16 protein-coding genes are annotated in these 16,185 nt (G+C 38.8%); 12 read left to right on the top strand and 4 right to left on the bottom strand.

Features of this window, described 5'->3' with window-relative positions:
• Positions 1-2: 2 nt before the first annotated feature.
• Positions 3-728: a carboxy-S-adenosyl-L-methionine synthase CmoA gene (cmoA, locus tag ACFI4Z_RS16750; protein ID WP_087531741.1), complete on the bottom strand. Its 726-nt coding sequence runs from the start codon at positions 726-728 to the stop codon at positions 3-5.
• Positions 729-845: 117 nt separating this feature from the next.
• On the opposite strand from cmoA, the gene ACFI4Z_RS16745 reads away from it, so the two are divergent.
• Positions 846-1,532: a DUF3334 family protein gene (locus ACFI4Z_RS16745; RefSeq protein WP_099297027.1), complete on the top strand. Its 687-nt coding sequence runs from the start codon at positions 846-848 to the stop codon at positions 1,530-1,532.
• A gap of 59 nt (positions 1,533-1,591) precedes the next feature.
• Here the strand turns inward: ACFI4Z_RS16745 and bcp are convergent, their stop codons facing one another.
• A complete protein-coding gene (gene bcp / locus ACFI4Z_RS16740) occupies positions 1,592-2,068 on the bottom strand; it encodes a thioredoxin-dependent thiol peroxidase (RefSeq protein ID WP_462671558.1) in 477 nt (158 codons plus the stop codon).
• Positions 2,069-2,078: 10 nt separating this feature from the next.
• Positions 2,079-2,612 (bottom strand): glycine cleavage system transcriptional repressor, encoded by a 534-nt coding sequence (locus tag ACFI4Z_RS16735; RefSeq protein ID WP_462671557.1) that lies wholly within the window; start codon positions 2,610-2,612, stop codon positions 2,079-2,081.
• A 344-nt stretch (positions 2,613-2,956) separates the two neighbouring features.
• Here ACFI4Z_RS16735 and bamC point away from each other — a divergent pair, with 344 nt between their 5' ends.
• Positions 2,957-4,018 (top strand): outer membrane protein assembly factor BamC, encoded by a 1,062-nt coding sequence (gene bamC / locus ACFI4Z_RS16730; RefSeq protein WP_462671556.1) that lies wholly within the window; start codon positions 2,957-2,959, stop codon positions 4,016-4,018.
• 67 nt (positions 4,019-4,085) lie between these two features.
• Positions 4,086-5,474, top strand: coding sequence for a YjiH family protein (locus tag ACFI4Z_RS16725; protein ID WP_462671555.1), 1,389 nt, complete (start codon positions 4,086-4,088; stop codon positions 5,472-5,474).
• A 60-nt stretch (positions 5,475-5,534) separates the two neighbouring features.
• On the opposite strand, the gene ACFI4Z_RS16720 is transcribed toward ACFI4Z_RS16725, so the two are convergent.
• Complete coding sequence (locus ACFI4Z_RS16720; protein WP_462671554.1) at positions 5,535-7,904, bottom strand: EAL domain-containing protein; 2,370 nt, start codon at positions 7,902-7,904, stop codon at positions 5,535-5,537.
• A gap of 223 nt (positions 7,905-8,127) precedes the next feature.
• Here ACFI4Z_RS16720 and pyrC point away from each other — a divergent pair, with 223 nt between their 5' ends.
• From pyrC to ACFI4Z_RS16675, 9 genes are all read left to right on the top strand, one after another.
• Positions 8,128-9,180 carry a dihydroorotase gene (gene pyrC / locus ACFI4Z_RS16715; protein ID WP_462671553.1) on the top strand — a complete coding sequence of 351 codons (1,053 nt, stop codon included), beginning with the start codon at positions 8,128-8,130 and terminating at the stop codon, positions 9,178-9,180.
• Positions 9,181-9,490: 310 nt separating this feature from the next.
• Entirely contained in the window at positions 9,491-9,700 is a 210-nt protein-coding gene (locus ACFI4Z_RS16710) for a cold-shock protein (protein WP_016707789.1), read from the top strand.
• A 391-nt stretch (positions 9,701-10,091) separates the two neighbouring features.
• A complete protein-coding gene (locus ACFI4Z_RS16705) occupies positions 10,092-10,703 on the top strand; it encodes a response regulator (RefSeq protein WP_462671552.1) in 612 nt (203 codons plus the stop codon).
• A 462-nt stretch (positions 10,704-11,165) separates the two neighbouring features.
• Positions 11,166-11,936 (top strand): DUF3450 domain-containing protein, encoded by a 771-nt coding sequence (locus ACFI4Z_RS16700; RefSeq protein WP_462671551.1) that lies wholly within the window; start codon positions 11,166-11,168, stop codon positions 11,934-11,936.
• Between the two features lie 6 nt (positions 11,937-11,942).
• Positions 11,943-13,307: a MotA/TolQ/ExbB proton channel family protein gene (locus ACFI4Z_RS16695; RefSeq protein ID WP_462671550.1), complete on the top strand. Its 1,365-nt coding sequence runs from the start codon at positions 11,943-11,945 to the stop codon at positions 13,305-13,307.
• Positions 13,307-13,831, top strand: a complete 525-nt coding sequence (locus ACFI4Z_RS16690) for a MotA/TolQ/ExbB proton channel family protein (RefSeq protein WP_087531730.1) — start codon at positions 13,307-13,309, stop codon at positions 13,829-13,831. The genes ACFI4Z_RS16695 and ACFI4Z_RS16690 overlap by 1 nt, the downstream gene beginning before the upstream one ends.
• Positions 13,832-13,845: 14 nt before the next feature.
• A complete protein-coding gene (locus ACFI4Z_RS16685) occupies positions 13,846-14,250 on the top strand; it encodes an ExbD/TolR family protein (protein ID WP_087531729.1) in 405 nt (134 codons plus the stop codon).
• Positions 14,250-14,867: an energy transducer TonB gene (locus ACFI4Z_RS16680; protein ID WP_135476102.1), complete on the top strand. Its 618-nt coding sequence runs from the start codon at positions 14,250-14,252 to the stop codon at positions 14,865-14,867. The genes ACFI4Z_RS16685 and ACFI4Z_RS16680 overlap by 1 nt, the downstream gene beginning before the upstream one ends.
• A 10-nt stretch (positions 14,868-14,877) precedes the next feature.
• A complete protein-coding gene (locus ACFI4Z_RS16675) occupies positions 14,878-16,137 on the top strand; it encodes a tetratricopeptide repeat protein (protein WP_462671549.1) in 1,260 nt (419 codons plus the stop codon).
• The last annotated feature ends 48 nt before the right edge of the window (positions 16,138-16,185 follow it).

Genomic DNA, 16,185 nt, shown 5'->3' with positions numbered 1-16,185 from the left:
AATTACTTTATTGCAACTAATGAGCAAAAGTTAAAACATTGATACCACACTTGAGTTTGACTAAAGCCAATTTCTTTCAGGCGAGAATAATGCTCGCTTAGTGTGTCTGGTCGCATTACATTTTCAATAGCCGTGCGTTTTTGACTTATTTCTAATTCTGAATAGCCGTTGTGGCGTTTAAAATCATGATGCAAATCAATCAGCAAATTATCGCATTGTTCATTTTCGCCTTTTACTTTTTCACTTAATAGCAATACACCACCCGGTTTTAAGTTAGCGTAAATTTTTTCAAGTACGGCGTGACGTTGTGCGGGCGGTATAAACTGAAGAGTAAAGTTCATCGCCACGACTGACGCATTTTCGATATTAAGTTCGTTAATATCACCAAGTGTAACAGTAACGGGTACTTCAGAGCGAAAACCTTGCAAATGCAGTTTGCAACGTTCAACCATGGCCTCTGAATTATCTACAGCGATAATATGGCAGTTATCTGTACGAATATTTCGGCGCATACTCAACGTAACAGCACCCAATGAACAACCAAGGTCATACAAATTAGAGTTACTTTGTGCATATTCCCCCGCTAGTTTGCCCATTGTACTGACAATAGTTGCATAACCCGGCACCGAACGCTGGATCATATCAGGAAAAACTTCTACGACATTTTGGTCAAAGCTAAAATCTTTAACCGCTTGCTCTGTGGCATAAATACTGTCTTTTACAGTCACACAAACAGTCTCATTTGAAAATAATAGCCCTATTTTAACATTTTATACTGGATAGTCAGTGATAATTTCAGTAGCTTGGCTAGAATATTAAATAACAAGTATAAAAAGAGAAGTTCAATGGCAAAAAGTAAAGTGATTAGTACTGATGATATTTTAGCTACATTGTGTCATTCAGTGACTGGCGTATTGTCATCAGCAAGCGGTAATAGTATTAGCTACTCTGCGATGGTACAAAAGATAACCCGCACGTGCATGCGACCTGACATAGGTTGTTTTGTGCTATTTGATGGTGGTTTTACTGGTCTGGTAATTACAAATTTCACCTCGCAAGCAGCGATGGAAATATACCATGACTATATGCGTAGCATGGGTATGCCTGAAGAAGAAATTGCGCATAGTCATTTATCAGATGATGTTTCAAATGTGCTTGGTGAACTAATGAACCAAATTGTAGGTGATTTCACTTCCAAAGTGCGTGAGCAGTTACATACATCTATAACTCAAAATCAACCTAAAATGATGGCAATAAACAAACAAGTGCAAATTTCAGTTGATACCACAATGGATCGACCGCAAGCACGAAGAGTGACGTTTACGACTTCAAAGCAAAATATATTTTATCTAGAGTTGGCGATGGATAAAACTGAATTTATTAAATTGCATGATTTTGATATTAGTGAAGCCGTTGACCCAGATGACATCATTGCGAATGAAGCTAAACAAAAAGAAGAGAAAGAAAACGCAGCTAAAACAAGTGCAGTAGAAGATGCCGATGATGATTTTATGGCTGATTTAGGGTTGTAGTTATTTTTACACTAAAAGAAGTTAACCCCCGGGTTAAACCCGGGGCAAACTTATTAGTACTATGAATTTAGGTAATCAAGCACAACTTGGTGATGGTCTTTTGTTTTAAATTTATCAAACAGATGCTTAATTTTACCATCTTGGCCAATTAAAAAGCTTAAGCGGTGAATTCCATCGTATTCCTTACCCATAAACTTTTTATAACCCCAAACACCGAAAGCTTCAGCAATTGCGTGATCTTCATCAGAAAGCAAATCAAAGTTTAGCTCTTTTTTAGTCTCAAAGTTTTTTAATCGCTTAACTGGATCTGGGCTTATTCCAACAACGCGCGTATTTAGCTTAGCAAGCTCTGCTTTTTCATCACGTAAGTTTTCAGCCTGTACAGTGCAACCAGGGGTTGATGCTTTTGGGTAAAAATAAACTAATACTTGCTGCTCTTGTAATAGCTCAGAGAGGGTAACAGTTTCATCATCTTGGTTCTGTAAGCTAAATGCGGGCGCAGTGTCACCAGCCTTTAATGGGTTAATTACGTTCATATTATTCTCCTTAGCGAATACGTCTAAAAATATAATCCACGTTTAGTGTACGAGAGAGTGTCTCAAAAGCGATCTTAAATTCATCAATATCTACATCAATCGGGATGTTAAACTCGAGCTCACAACGCATCACAGTGCTATCTTTTTCATCATACGTATCTGATTTTAAAGAGCAGATGCTTATATGGCTATCGGCAAAAAAACGGGTCACTTTGCTTAGCGTACCAGGTGTATCAACACCTGTATATTCTAGTGTATAGCCGGCGCAAAACTCTGATTGAGTATGACTAGAAGTGCGCTTCATCATAGTTAGCAATCCAAGTTCCATACTTTTAACAGGTAATGTATGTTCAATACGGCTTATTGCTGACATGTCGCCGGACAATAACATGATGAAAGTGAATTCATTGCCTAATATTGCAATGCGACTGTCAATGATATTGCAATGGCAATCGCTGACTAATTGAGTTAACTCACTAACAATCCCAGGGCGATCTTCGCCGATAGCAGTCAATACGATTTGATGATTTGAAAAAGCAGTCATGAATTCAAGTACCTAGGTTATATTAATAATAACAGCCGCAGTGAGCTAAACGAGTAAATGTAAATGCACGGCGGCGAAGTTTAGCACAAATCGACGTTTAAACTACAACCGATATCAATTAAGCCACTTTTAAAGGACAGTGTTTCTTGTTTTTAACAGCATGGGAAAGTACCATAGTCAAAATTTTGCATAACCATTGGCTTATTCTAGGTTGATGTCCTGTAGGTGGGGTGTGCATAAAATAATAATTGTAGGGTTAATCTTGACTTTACACTGAACCAAATCGGTATTACCCACTCATATACTTGTTAAAACAATTAAGGGTATGCTAAGGAGAATTATCTGTGCAGTATTGGATCCCAAAAGCGCTTGCAGTAAGTGCATTGGTAAGTTTGTCAGGGTGTGGTGTTTTTACTGACGAGGCACACCATAAACGTAATTATAAAGCAGGTGAGCCGGTTGTGGTGCCAGGTGAATTGGCACAACCGAGACAAGATCCAACTTATAAGATGGAAGTGGCAGAATATGATAACAATCCAGACTCAACCAATTATCGCCCGCCAGCTCAAGTGCTAACTGTTGCTAAAGGCAGCTGGGTTGAAGAAGGTGACAAGCTTCCTCGTATATATTTTGATAAAAATGATGGCATCACTGAGCTTGACGAATTTGTTTGGCAAGCAGTGCAAAGTGTGTTGTTGGAACGCAAAACAAAAGCGCTAAAATTTGATAAGCAAGCTGGAAAACTTGAAACGGATTGGTACGCAATAATTCAACCAGAAGAAGGCTGGTTATGGGACAGTGATCAAGAAGTATCACAGCAACGCTTTTTATTTACCCTAGATCAAAAGTCACATCAAAGAACTGTTTCTTTAAGTAGTAAGTTAGTTGATTATAAAAGCAAAACTGAAAAGTTAACGCCTTTATTGCAACAGCAATTAGAAGTCCGCGCTTTAAACCAAGTTATCGCAGAATTCGATTATTTATATCGTCAACTAGAGCTTGAGTTACGTAAGAAGCAAGGCATTATCTCGTTAGAGATGGGTTTTGACAATAAAGGTAATGCAGCATTAGTTACCGAGCAAAGTTATAATGACGTATTTGACCGTTTTTCTGGGTTTTTAGAGCGTTTATCATTTACTATTGTTGAAATTGACCAGGACAGAGGTTTGATCACCGCTGACTACAGCAAGCCAGAGTCCAGTGTATGGGATTCTATCTGGGGTGAAGAGTTGTCTGAATTACCAATAGACAATGGTCAATATCAGATTCTTGTTAGTAGTACTAAAGAAGGTGGTACTAGTTTAACGTGGATGGATGATCAAGGTTCTACTTTAGAGCCCGGTACAATGAATGGCTTACAACAAGCGCTAGAAAAAGCATTGCGCCAACGTGGTATAAAAATTTAATAACAAATAAAATAGTTAACATAAAAAGAGCACTTTGCTCTTTTTGTGTTTTTAACAGGTTGAAACTATGTCAAAGACAAACCCGCCCACGCCAAATACTGGTGCAAAACAGCATGATTTTAAAGTGTGGTTCACTTTTTTAATACCCTCATTAATTGGCGTGTTCTTATTTATGACGCCTGTTCCTTCAGGTGAAATAATGACCATTCCAATTGCCGTTATGGCAAAAGGTATTCAAGCTGCATTTAACGATTTTGCATTAGGCCTTATTGCAACAATTATTTGCATTACAGGCGTTATGTCGCTTGTATTCAGTGTATTTAAGCCTACGTTGTTAACCAAATTTCGCTTATTAAATCATTTATTTAATGTGAGTTGGATTTGGCTAGTAACGCGCTTGTTAGGCACTGTATTTGTATTAATGACCTACTACCAAGTAGGCCCACATGCCATTAACTCAGAGAATACGGGTTTACTCGTTTTAAAGGACTTGCTGCCGGTTTTATTCTCTGTGTTTATTTTAGCGGGCTTGTTATTACCGCTACTATTGAATTTTGGCTTGCTAGAATTAGTTGGGACGCTGCTAACCAAAGTTATGCGCCCTTTATTTGGTGTTCCTGGGCGTAGTGCTGTTAACTGCGTAGCATCTTGGTTAGGTGATGGTAGTGTTGGCATACTCATGACAGCGCGACAGTACGAAGATAAATATTACACCCAACGAGAAGCAGCTATAATAGGTACGACTTTTTCTGCAGTATCTATCACGTTTTGCTTGGTTGTCATTGGCCAAGTACAGCTGGAGTATCTATTCGCTCCGTTTTATTTAACAGTTTGCTTAGCGGGTGTTGTAGCAGCGATTATCGTTCCAAGGCTTCCACCACTTAGTTTTAAAAAAGATGTCTTTATCGATGGAAAAGAGCCTGATGGAAATGCCGAACTTGTTCCTGAAGGGAAAACGCTTTTTAAACATTCGCTTGATGTAGCATTAGATAAAGCAGATAAAGCCCCAGGGATCAAAGGCACTATCGAAGAGGGCGTTCATAATGCACTCGATATGGTCTTTGCAGTATTGCCTGTGGTAATGGCTGTCGGAACATTTGCGCTAATTATCGCCGAGTATACGCCTATCTTTCAATACCTAGGTATGCCATTCATTCCATTCCTTGAATTATTACGCGTGCCAGAAGCTGAAGCAGCCGCACAAACTATCATGGTTGGTTTTGCCGATATGTTTATACCTTCTATATTAGCAGCAGGCTCTATAGAAAGTGACGTAACGCGTTTTATTATAGCTGCTATGAGTGTGACGCAGTTAATATATATGTCTGAAGTAGGTGCTTTACTGTTAGGTAGTAAGATACCTGTTAATATCTTTGAACTATTCATTATATTTATTTTAAGAACACTGGTTACTTTACCTGTCATCGCTTTAATGGCGCACTGGTTAGTTGGTTAATAGCTAATGTTGATAAAAAAGCCCTGAATTTTCAGGGCTTTTTTGTGTCTTAAAGGTGAATTAAAGAGGCTTATCTATCAAGCTTATCGCTTCAAGGGCAGGTAATGGCTTAGACTTTAAAAAGCCTTGGCCAAAGTCGCACTGTGTATTTTGTAAAATAGCTAATTGTTCGTTTGTTTCTATTCCTTCAGCAACAACATCCAATTTTAAAGACGATGCAAGGGATAGAATGGCGCCCACAAGCGGATTAGAGTCACCCTGTAGATTATCTATAAAGCTTTTATCTATCTTTAGCACATGAATAGGTAGTTGGTGCAAATAACCAAGTGCTGAATACCCTGTGCCAAAATCATCTAGGCAAAGTTTTACTTTTAAAGGGGCTAGCCCCTCGATGATCTGAGTCGCTAATTCTAGGTTTTCAATTAATCCAGATTCGGTAATTTCTAAACACAAAGAGCCAAGCGGTAATTGATACTTATTATATATGGAGTGAATTTGTGGAACAAAATCGAGGCTGGCAAAGTGTCTTGATGATACATTTACTGTAACTCTTAAGAAGCGCTTTTTTTGTGACACCCAAGCCGCTATTTGTTGCCCTGCCAAATCGAGTAAATGTAGATCTAAATTTATTATTTGGCCGGTATTTTCAGCTACAGGGATAAAGTCGTTTGGAGAAACAAAACCTTTATTAGGGTGATGCCATCTTACTAAAGCTTCAAAGCCAATTATTTCACTGCTCTGAATTGTAAATATAGGCTGGTAAAAGAGTTCAAATTCATTGTGTTCAATGCCATGTTGCAAGTCATTTTCAATATCAGCATGAGTTTTTAGTTTTTTCCGCATTGTGCCGTTAAAAAACCTCACTTGACCGCGTCCCGTTGACTTCGCTTCATACATTGCGGCATCAGCATGTTGAAGCAATTTATATGCTTCATCTTCGCTGCTTTGGGTAAATGCAACGCCAATACTCGTTGAGGCTTGTAGTAAATGGCCGTCAACATTTAATGGTTTAGATAAAACGGTTTCAATTCTGCTCAAAGCTTCATTAACTTGATTTTTATGGCTAATATTTTCCATAAATATAGCAAATTCATCCCCCCCTAATCGTGCAAATGTATCAGTGTTACGAATCGTTCCTTTAATTAATTCACATATAGCAATCAAAAAATGATCGCCTACTTCATGCCCTAAAGAATCATTGATACTTTTAAAGCGGTCCAAGTCGAGATAAAGCAAGCAATGACTGACCTTTTTAGGTTCTCGAGCTAACTTTAAAATAGCATGCTTCACGCGTTCGATTAATAATGAACGATTTGCCAAACCTGTTAGTTCGTCGTGCAAAGCCCGATGTTCCAAAGCTTGGCGGGACAGTTGTCTGTCTATTGCCATGCTAATTTGACGGCTTACATAAGTTAATATATTCCTGTCGTGTTCGCTGTAATGGTATTTCTCTTGGTAGCTTTGTACCACGATCACACCTGTTGTGTGATCATTCACATCAAAGGGAACGCCAAGCCAAGACTCTGAAGGTCGCCCAACCATTTTAAAGTGGCCAGCATCAATATGCTGCTGATATTCAACCCTATCTAAAAGTAAAGATTGCTCTGCGCTAAGCATATAATAGGAAGCCGTGTGTTTTAATTGTTCCTTTGATACTTTTTTATGTGCATTTGAGCGAACGCCTTCTTCAATAATATAAACAATCTCAAGTACATCGATGTTTTTATCGTATAAACCTACTAAAAAGTTATCTGTGCGAAGCAAGCTGGTCATAATATTATGCAAAGATTCTAAAAATGCATCTAGGTCATTCGCTTGATACGTTAAGTTAGCAATTTGTAATAAAGTAGTCTCAAGCTTTTGCGCATCATTAAGCTGGTTTACCGTTTTTTGCAGGCTTTTTACTGTTCTTACCTGATTGATTTTTGCACTTAATAAATGGGCAACCGTTGTGAGTATTTCAAGGTGAGCGTCAGTGAAGTAATTACGAGCAGGATGTTCGCAGTCAATAACCCCTAATACTTTTGAATTGTAAATAAGTGGCACACATAATTCAGACATTGCTGGGTGTGCATCTGCTATATAACGGGCATCAGAACTCACATCACCAATAATTACTGCTTGCGCTGTGCTTGCGACATAACCCGTTATACCTTGATTAAAAGGAATGATATTTCGTTCGATATAGTAGTTAGTCGCAAGAGGTGAAACGCCCATTGCTGCGACTTCATATAATGTGGTGCTTTTTTCGTCGGCAAGGTAAATAACGCAATCTACAAAGCCTAAGCGTTTTACAACTTGAGTTGTGACGTACTCAAATAGCTCATCAAGTTCATCAAGCTGCAAAAGGCTAGAAGAAAATTGATTGATAATACTCAACTGTTCAGTTTTGAGCTCTAATAGAGTAGGGGAGTCTACATTATTCGACATAAATTAGTCTGAGGCTGTTTATATTTTTTAATTATAGTCATACGTTAACTTAATATTAACCAAGGTACAAAAAATATATCAAATACATATATCAATGCTGTAAAGTGTAGTACACATTGGTGTGATATCAACCAAAGGACTTAAACAAACAAATCGAGGATATTACTTTACTCAGTTGCTTCATATGCCTATGATCAGCTAAATTCAGCCGTGGAATAAAGTAATGTCAAATCAAGAAAATCAAAACACTCCTACATTAACCCTTACTCGTCCGGATGATTGGCACGTACATTTGCGTGATGGTGATCAGCTCAAAGACACAGTTCGAGATATCAGTCGTTACATGGGCAGGGCAATTATTATGCCTAACCTTGTACCGCCAGCAATATGCACAGAAACAGCATTGTCTTATAGAGATCGAATACTCGCTGCTGGGCCTCAGGGGAATTTTGAACCACTAATGGTGCTTTATTTAACAGACAATACGACTGCAGATGAAATAAAAAAGGCACATGCAACGGGTAAAATTGTTGCAGCAAAAGTTTACCCAGCTGGCGCTACTACAAATTCTGATTCGGGTGTTACTTCAATGAAGAATATCTACCCAGTCCTCAAAGCTATGCAAGAAGTGGGGATGTTATTACTTATACACGGCGAGGTAACTGACTCGTCGATTGATATCTTTGACCGTGAGAAAGTGTTTTTAGAAACGATTATGGGCGATGTTGTTAATGACTTCCCCGATTTAAAGATTGTACTTGAACATATCACCACTAAAGATGCGGTAGATTTCGTTAAAAATGCTTCTGATAATATCGCAGCAACAATTACTGCTCACCACTTACTCTATAATCGTAATCATATGTTAGCAGGAGGGATTAGACCTCACTATTATTGTTTACCAATTTTAAAACGCAATACGCATCAACAAGCGCTTATTGAAGCTGCGACAAGTGGTAGTAAAAAGTTCTTTTTAGGCACAGATTCAGCACCCCACTATAAGGATAAAAAGGAAGCTGCATGTGGTTGCGCAGGCGCTTATACCGCCCATGCAGCATTAGAACTTTATGCAGAAGCATTTGAAGATGCAGATGCTTTGGATAAATTAGAAGGTTTTGCCAGTCATTTTGGGCCAGACTTTTATGGTTTGCCACGTAATTCCGATACCATTACTTTGGTGAAGCAACCTTGGACTGTGCCAGCTAGTTATCCACTCGGTGGTGATCATGTTGTACCAATAAAAGCTGAGTCTATTATTGACTGGCAAGTAAAATAAACAGTCAAAATAAAGCCAAAGTCTAGATTTTTTAGCCCTAAAATTCGTTTGTAAAGCTGTGTTTAACCCTTTGAATCACAGCTTATAAATTTTTTTTTAATTAATAGAGCTAAAACGGATTTATTGTGTTAACCTTATCTTGCTTTGAGTTTTTGCGTATAGAATTTACGGATATTGTGCGGCGTGTAAGGTTACCGGTTAATGGTTTTGCTTCTTCCTGTACTATACCCCAACGTTTTTGGGCATTCACTCAGGGAGGATATAGCCAATCTGGCTGAATTTTAATTATTGACTTACAGGAAAATTTAGTATGTCAAACACGGTTACTGGTAAAGTTAAGTTCTTCAACGAAGCTAAAGGCTTCGGTTTTATTGAACAAGAAAATGGTCCTGACGTATTCGTACATTTCAGCGCTATTACAGGCTCAGGTTTTCGCACTCTAAGCGAAGGCCAACAAGTGTCTTTCGGCATCAAGCAAGGTCAAAAAGGCCCTGAAGCTGAGAACGTAGAAGTAGCATAATTTAATTATGTGAACCTAAGTTCATCTTGGTGAAACAGGTCTCTGTTTCACCATAATTCTCCAAAATTCCACTATTCCTCATAATCTACTCAATACTAAATTATTAGCTTATATAAATTAATAATTATTAATTATGAAATTCATGTAAAGAGTTGTTTAACTCTGTATCAAACTAGCTAAATTGGGTATTCTCGCACCTCGTTGTAAACTTCCAGTGAAGATTGTTACAGTCTGAAACTAATTAGCTTGTTTTATCTATATTATACTTACGCTATTACTTACTGAATTTTGTGAAGGTAAATAGAATAAAAATACTTTAAACACGCTACCGATAATCTGGGTTTACACTAAAATTAAGAAATGAGAATACTAAGTAAAGGTTTGCTAGTAAATGAACACAACACATGATGTACTTGTTGTTGATGACCACCCAATGGTCTGCGCAGCGATTAAAACAGCGTTAAGCAAATCAGCTTTAGTAAATGGTATTTATGCAGTAGCAAGCCAAAAGGAAGCACTTGAATACTTGAGGGTAAATAAGTGTGATTTAATAATACTCGATATCGAACTAGAAGAATCTGACGGGTTTAGTTTGTATAAACGAGCTTGTTTGGCTGGTTATAAAGGGCGTGTGTTATTTTTATCAGCCAAGCAGGATAAGCATATCATAAGAACTGCGGCTAAATTAGGTTCGCAAGGTTTTATAAATAAAGCCGAAAGCCTTGAAAACATAACATCCGCCGTTGAATTAATTTTGAAGGGCTTCACCTTTTTTCCTCAAGAAGATTTATTAACACACGACAAAGATATCGATCAAATTCTAACGGAAAGAGAATTAACTGTGATGAAATACCTTGTTGAGGGTGCGTCAAATAAGGATATTGGAGAAAAACTGTTTATTAGTAATAAAACGGTGAGTACTTATAAAACGAAAATCTTTGAAAAGCTGGGCGTTGACTCAGTAATTTCTTTAGCGAAACTGGTTGATAACGACTCTTTATAATGCACTTGCTGTAAAGTTCAATTCACAGTGTCCGAATTAGCTTCTAAAAGATGATAAGTTGCGATTAATTTGTCATCTTTAGCTGAATAAAAACGCTTTTTTACTGAATGACTAAGCTGAAATGAATTTTTTATAAACTTTTTATGATGCCTAAAACGTAATAATAAAATGTTACATTTATGTATTGTTATTTTTTTTACATCTTAAAATAGCCATCAGCACTAGCCTTTGTAGAATACCTCACAGCATCATTGTTACATTTGTGTTAATCCTTTGTTTTTTTGAATGTTAGCTAAACTTCTTTAGCACAATTTATTTATGGTTAATTCCAAACATCAAGTTGACAGCGTGCATTGCATTTAGCATTATTGGAGGGTTGATATCTATTAAAAGATATCAGGGTTGTCTCCTTCGGGAGGTAATTAAATTATAAAAGTAACATTACTTAATTGGTTGGGAACTATGTCTGTTAAAATCAGAAAGAGTCTTGTAGCAACTGCGTTGGTTGGCGCATTTGCATTTGCAAGCAGCAATGTGATTGCAGATCCTTTGAATGACGTGCAAAAAGCAGGTCAACAAATTCAAACGGCTGCGGTTAAGTCTCAAACTAAAATTGACAACGTATACGGTCAAACTCAAGAGCTTATCGCTGAGTACCGTGGCATTGTTGATGAAACTGAGCTTTTGAAAGTATACAACGATCACGTTGCGCGTTTGGTCGCAGACCAAAATGCACAAATTGAATCGTTTGATCGCCAAATCGCGACTATCGACAACACTAAACAAAACGTTGTGCCTTTGATGTATCGCATGATCGATACGCTTGAGCAATTCATCAAAGCGGACGTTCCGTTTAACATCGACACTCGTTTAGCGCGTGTTGAAAGATTACGCGAAACAATGGTTTCTTCTTCTGTAACTACTTCAGAAAAATTCCGTCAAGTACTTGAATCATACACAATTGAAGCTGCATACAGCTCTTTAGTTGCTGCGTCTCAAGGTACACTTGAAATCAATGGTAAAACAATCAACGTTGATTTCGGCCAACTAGGTCGTATCACTTATGTTGCTCAATCATTCGATTTGAAGCATGCGTGGGTTTGGGATAACAACACTAAACAGTGGAAAGAATTAGGTGAAGAATACCTAAAACCTGTTAAAGAAGTTATTCGTATGGCGCGTAAGCAAGCGACATTAGAACTTGTTAAACTACCAATCTTTGGCGCGGAGTAATCAATAATGAAGAAACTATTTAAAGGTTTTGCTGTTGCAGCAGTACTATCTGTTTCTGCAGGTACCGCGCTAAATGCACATGCAAATACTGATGCTCTAGATAAAATCCTTGAGCAAGTTAAGCAAGAGCGTATCTCTGAAGGCAAAATCAATAAGCAACGTGAGCAAGAATTTCTTTCAGCTCGTGCTGACAAGCAAGCGTTACTTAATAAAGCGAAAAGCCAGTTGTCTGCTGAAAAAGCACGTGGTGATCGTCTAACTAAAGAATATGCACAAAACGAAAATACAATGAATGAGAAAGCAGCAGCTCTACAAAGTGCACAAGGTACTTTAGGTGAGATGTTCGGTGTTGTTCGTCGTGCTGCACAAGATGCAATCGGTTCAATCGAAGCGTCACTTGTTTCTGCTGAAAAGCCAGGCCGTGCTGAAATTTTACGTTCACTTGCTGCTGCAAAAGAACTACCAACAGTGCGTGAGCTTGAAGAGCTTTGGATTTCACTTCAAACTGAAATGACTGAATCAGCGAAAGTTTCAACATTTGAAACTGAAGTTGCAGGCCTTGACGGTAACTCTTCTGTGAAGAAAGTAACACGTATTGGTAACTTCAACTTAGTTACAGACGATGGCTACTTAATTTATTCACCGGAGACTAAGTCAATTCAACCGCTAGGTAAGCAACCAGATGGTTTTATCCTTGCAGGTATTGATGATTTAGCGGCTACTTCTGCTGGTGAATACGCAGGTGTTTACGTGGATCCTACACGTGGTGCTATTTTACGTATCAATACACAGAAAAAATCACTGATGGAATATTACCATCAAGGTGATGTAGTTGGTTATATCATCACAGCTTTATTAGGCTTTGGTTTATTAATCTTCTTAGTTCGTTTTGTTGATTTAACAATCACGACGGGTAAAATTAAGAGCCAACTTAAAAATGTGTCTACACCAAATGGTAACAACCCACTGGGTCGTATCCTTAAAGTGTACCAAGAGAACAAAAACCAAGACGTTGAAAACCTTGAGCTTAAGCTTGATGAAGCGATTCTTCGTGAAACGCCTCGCATTGAAGCTGGTATCAACATCATCAAAATCCTTGCTGCAATCGCGCCACTACTTGGTCTACTAGGTACGGTAATCGGTATGATCTTAACGTTCCAAACAATCACATTGTTCGGTACAGGTGATCCGAAGATCATGGCAGGTAACATCTCTCTAGCACTTGTAACTACTGCGCTAGGTCTAATTGCTGCATTACCACTTATCCTTCTTCACGCTGTTGTAGCGGGTCGCAGTAAGTCGGTACTACACATCCTTGATGAGCAAAGCGCGGGTATCGTTGCTACTCACGCGGAGAAGGAGAAAGCCTAATGCTAGTCCTGATGGAGATCTGGGAATCTATCAGGGATTTTGTTGGCACAGGCGGCCAGGTATTATACGTGGTCGCGATAGCACTCTTTCTTATGTGGGTTTTAATGATTGAGCGCTATTGGTTCTTACTTTCTGAGTTTCCTCGTATGACGAAGGAAATTGTAGGAAAGTGGGATGCCCGCCAAGACACTACGTCTTGGTACGCACACAGAATCCGTGAAGCATGGATTTCTGAAGCGTCTGAAAAATTAGATCAGCGTATGTTGTTGATTAAAACATTAGTAGCTATTTGTCCTTTAATCGGCTTACTAGGTACAGTAACGGGTATGATATCGGTTTTCGAAACGATGGCTACTCAAGGTACTGGTAACGCACGTTTAATGGCATCTGGTATTTCAATGGCAACAATCCCAACAATGGCTGGAATGGTTGCGGCACTATCTGGAGTTTTCTTTAGCTCACGCCTTGAGGCAAGAGCGAGAATGGTGAAAGCCAAACTTATAGATAGCATGCCTCATCACTAGAGAGAGAATTAAATATGGCACGTAAACAACGTTTTCGTGAAGAAGAAGAAGCAGCGGTAGATATGACGCCGATGCTTGACATCGTATTTATCATGCTTATTTTCTTTATCGTAACTACATCGTTCGTTAAAGAGGCTGGTATCGAAGTCAATAAACCAAAAGCGGCCCAAGCTACGAAGCAAAAAAATGCGAACATTTTTATTGCGATTCGTGACAACGGCGAGATCTGGATTGATAAACAGCAAGTTGATGTTGAACGTGTTTCAGCAAAGATCGAAAGTTTATTAGCAGAACAACCTACAGATGTTGTAATTTTGCAAGCTGACAAAGATGCAAAACATGGCACTGTGGTTAAAGTTATGGACCAGATCAAAGCGACGGGTGACAACCTGAGAATTTCAATAGCTGGAGATCAGTAATGATTCGTTTTCTGTTTTCACTGATTGCAGGTGGGGCAGTTACTTTCGGCTTGTTCTACTTCATGGCCTTCCTCATCTCTGGTGGGGCTGACCGTAACACGGAGCAAAAAGAGCAGATCGTAGTCGAAATTATGACGAATCCGCCTGAATCTAAGGTGCAGGAGAGGAAGCGTGTTCCGCCTCCGCCTCCACCACCGCCAAAGCAGCCGCCTAAACCGCAGCCGCCTCAGCCGGAAACTAACAACCCTAATCCGGGTGCTATGTCATTTAACATGGGTAGCATCGATGTGGGAAGTTCGGCTGGTGGCCTAAGTGGTCCAGGTGCATTTGGACGTGACGGTGATGCGACACCTATCGTTCGTATTGAACCAAAATATCCAACACAAGCGGCACGTGATGGTAAAGAAGGTTGGGTACAACTTTCGTTCTCAATCGATGAATTGGGTGGGGTAACTGATGTTGAGGTAATCGATGCAGACCCTAAACGTATCTTCGATAGAGAAGCTAAGCGTGCACTTAAAAAGTGGAAATACCGTCCTAAGATCATTGATGGTAAACCACAGAAGCAAGTTGGCTTACAGGTTCAATTAGACTTTAAACTTAACCAAGGCAATTAAGGAGGCAAGTATGAGAAATTTATCTAAAGTAACAGCACTTGCGGTACTTATGTCTCTCTCGGGTGCAGTGATTACTGCACCGGTTTTAGCTGCGCCAGATTACGCCAAGATTGAAGAGCGTAAAAAAGCAAAAACTAGAATCATGGGTGAGCGCACTGGTAAAAAAGTTTCTAAAGCATTTGAATTGTACAATGAAGACAAGCTCGATGAAGCAATTGCCATGCTTAAAGAGCTTGACCCTTCAGATGACTTTGACAGAGCAATAGTTAACCGCTACTTAGGTAGCATGTATGGTCAAAAAGAGCAGTATAAAACTGCGATTAAGCACCTTGAGTTAGCCGTAGCACCTGATATTTTAAACTTTGCTGATCAAGAGCAAACTTTGAAGACATTAGGTGATATGTATGCTGGTACAGAGCAGTACAAAAAAGCCAAAGAAGCTTATGTAAGATGGATGGATTTTACTGGTGAAGAAGATGCAACGGTTTATACCCGTATCGCTCAAGCTAATTACCAGCTAGAACAATTCCGTGATGTTTTTGAGCCTGCAGATAAAGCAATCAAACTTCAAGAAGAGCCTAAAAAAGGCCCTTACCAACTTAAATTAGGTTCATATTTTGAGCTTAAAGACTATAGCAATATGGTAAAAGTGGGTGAAGAGATTGTTCGTATCTGGCCTGATGACAAAAAAGCATGGGTTAGCTTAGGCAAATACTACCTTCAGACGGAAGACTATAAAAAAGGTCTTGCGACGATGGAAGTAGCCTACAAAAATGGTTTTTTTGAGACTGAAGTTGATTATAAAGTTTTATCTAATTTCTATTCTTTGAATGAGATCCCTTACAAGGCTGCTAAAGTCCTTGAGGAATCTATCAATGATAAGATTGTGAAGCGAAATAAACAAAATATCAGCGCGATAGCGAGTAACTATCACCGCTCAAAAAATATCGAAGAAGCTGCTAAGTATTATGAAGAAGCCGCTAAGTTTGATGACGATGCTGAACTTTACCGTAAAGCAGGTTCATTATTACTTCAGTCGCAAAATTATAGTGCTGCCGTTGTTCGTTTGAACAAAGCTCTGGAATTAGGTTCTGACAAAAAAGGAACTATATATACAGATTTAGCAGAAGCTTATTACTACCAAGAAAAGTATAAGCAAGCCTATGCAGCGATTCAAAAAGCAATGGATGATCAACGCACACGTAAATTTGCAAAAGGTTGGGCTCCATATATTAAAGATAAAGCCGCTCGCAACGGTGTTAAAATTTAATATATTTTGTTTTACAGTTTAAAAAAGCCCCTTTGGGGCTTTTTTTAT

It is taken from the genome of Pseudoalteromonas sp. RWi3, from assembly GCF_054960735.1.
This window is presented reverse-complemented; position numbering and strand designations above follow the sequence as displayed.

Excerpts from the sequence above, each read along its gene's own strand:
- ACFI4Z_RS16680 (WP_135476102.1), top strand. The coding sequence starts at position 14,250 with ATGATTCGTTTTCTGTTTTCACTGATTGCAGGTGGGGCAGTTACTTTC.
- bcp (WP_462671558.1), bottom strand. The coding sequence starts at position 2,068 with ATGAACGTAATTAACCCATTAAAGGCTGGTGACACTGCGCCCGCATTT.
- pyrC (WP_462671553.1), top strand. The coding sequence starts at position 8,128 with ATGTCAAATCAAGAAAATCAAAACACTCCTACATTAACCCTTACTCGT.
- ACFI4Z_RS16675 (WP_462671549.1), top strand. The coding sequence starts at position 14,878 with ATGAGAAATTTATCTAAAGTAACAGCACTTGCGGTACTTATGTCTCTC.
- ACFI4Z_RS16745 (WP_099297027.1), top strand. The coding sequence starts at position 846 with ATGGCAAAAAGTAAAGTGATTAGTACTGATGATATTTTAGCTACATTG.
- ACFI4Z_RS16685 (WP_087531729.1), top strand. The coding sequence starts at position 13,846 with ATGGCACGTAAACAACGTTTTCGTGAAGAAGAAGAAGCAGCGGTAGAT.
- ACFI4Z_RS16695 (WP_462671550.1), top strand. The coding sequence starts at position 11,943 with ATGAAGAAACTATTTAAAGGTTTTGCTGTTGCAGCAGTACTATCTGTT.
- ACFI4Z_RS16700 (WP_462671551.1), top strand. The coding sequence starts at position 11,166 with ATGTCTGTTAAAATCAGAAAGAGTCTTGTAGCAACTGCGTTGGTTGGC.
- ACFI4Z_RS16720 (WP_462671554.1), bottom strand. The coding sequence starts at position 7,904 with ATGTCGAATAATGTAGACTCCCCTACTCTATTAGAGCTCAAAACTGAA.
- ACFI4Z_RS16705 (WP_462671552.1), top strand. The coding sequence starts at position 10,092 with ATGAACACAACACATGATGTACTTGTTGTTGATGACCACCCAATGGTC.
- ACFI4Z_RS16725 (WP_462671555.1), top strand. The coding sequence starts at position 4,086 with ATGTCAAAGACAAACCCGCCCACGCCAAATACTGGTGCAAAACAGCAT.
- ACFI4Z_RS16710 (WP_016707789.1), top strand. The coding sequence starts at position 9,491 with ATGTCAAACACGGTTACTGGTAAAGTTAAGTTCTTCAACGAAGCTAAA.
- ACFI4Z_RS16735 (WP_462671557.1), bottom strand. The coding sequence starts at position 2,612 with ATGACTGCTTTTTCAAATCATCAAATCGTATTGACTGCTATCGGCGAA.
- ACFI4Z_RS16690 (WP_087531730.1), top strand. The coding sequence starts at position 13,307 with ATGCTAGTCCTGATGGAGATCTGGGAATCTATCAGGGATTTTGTTGGC.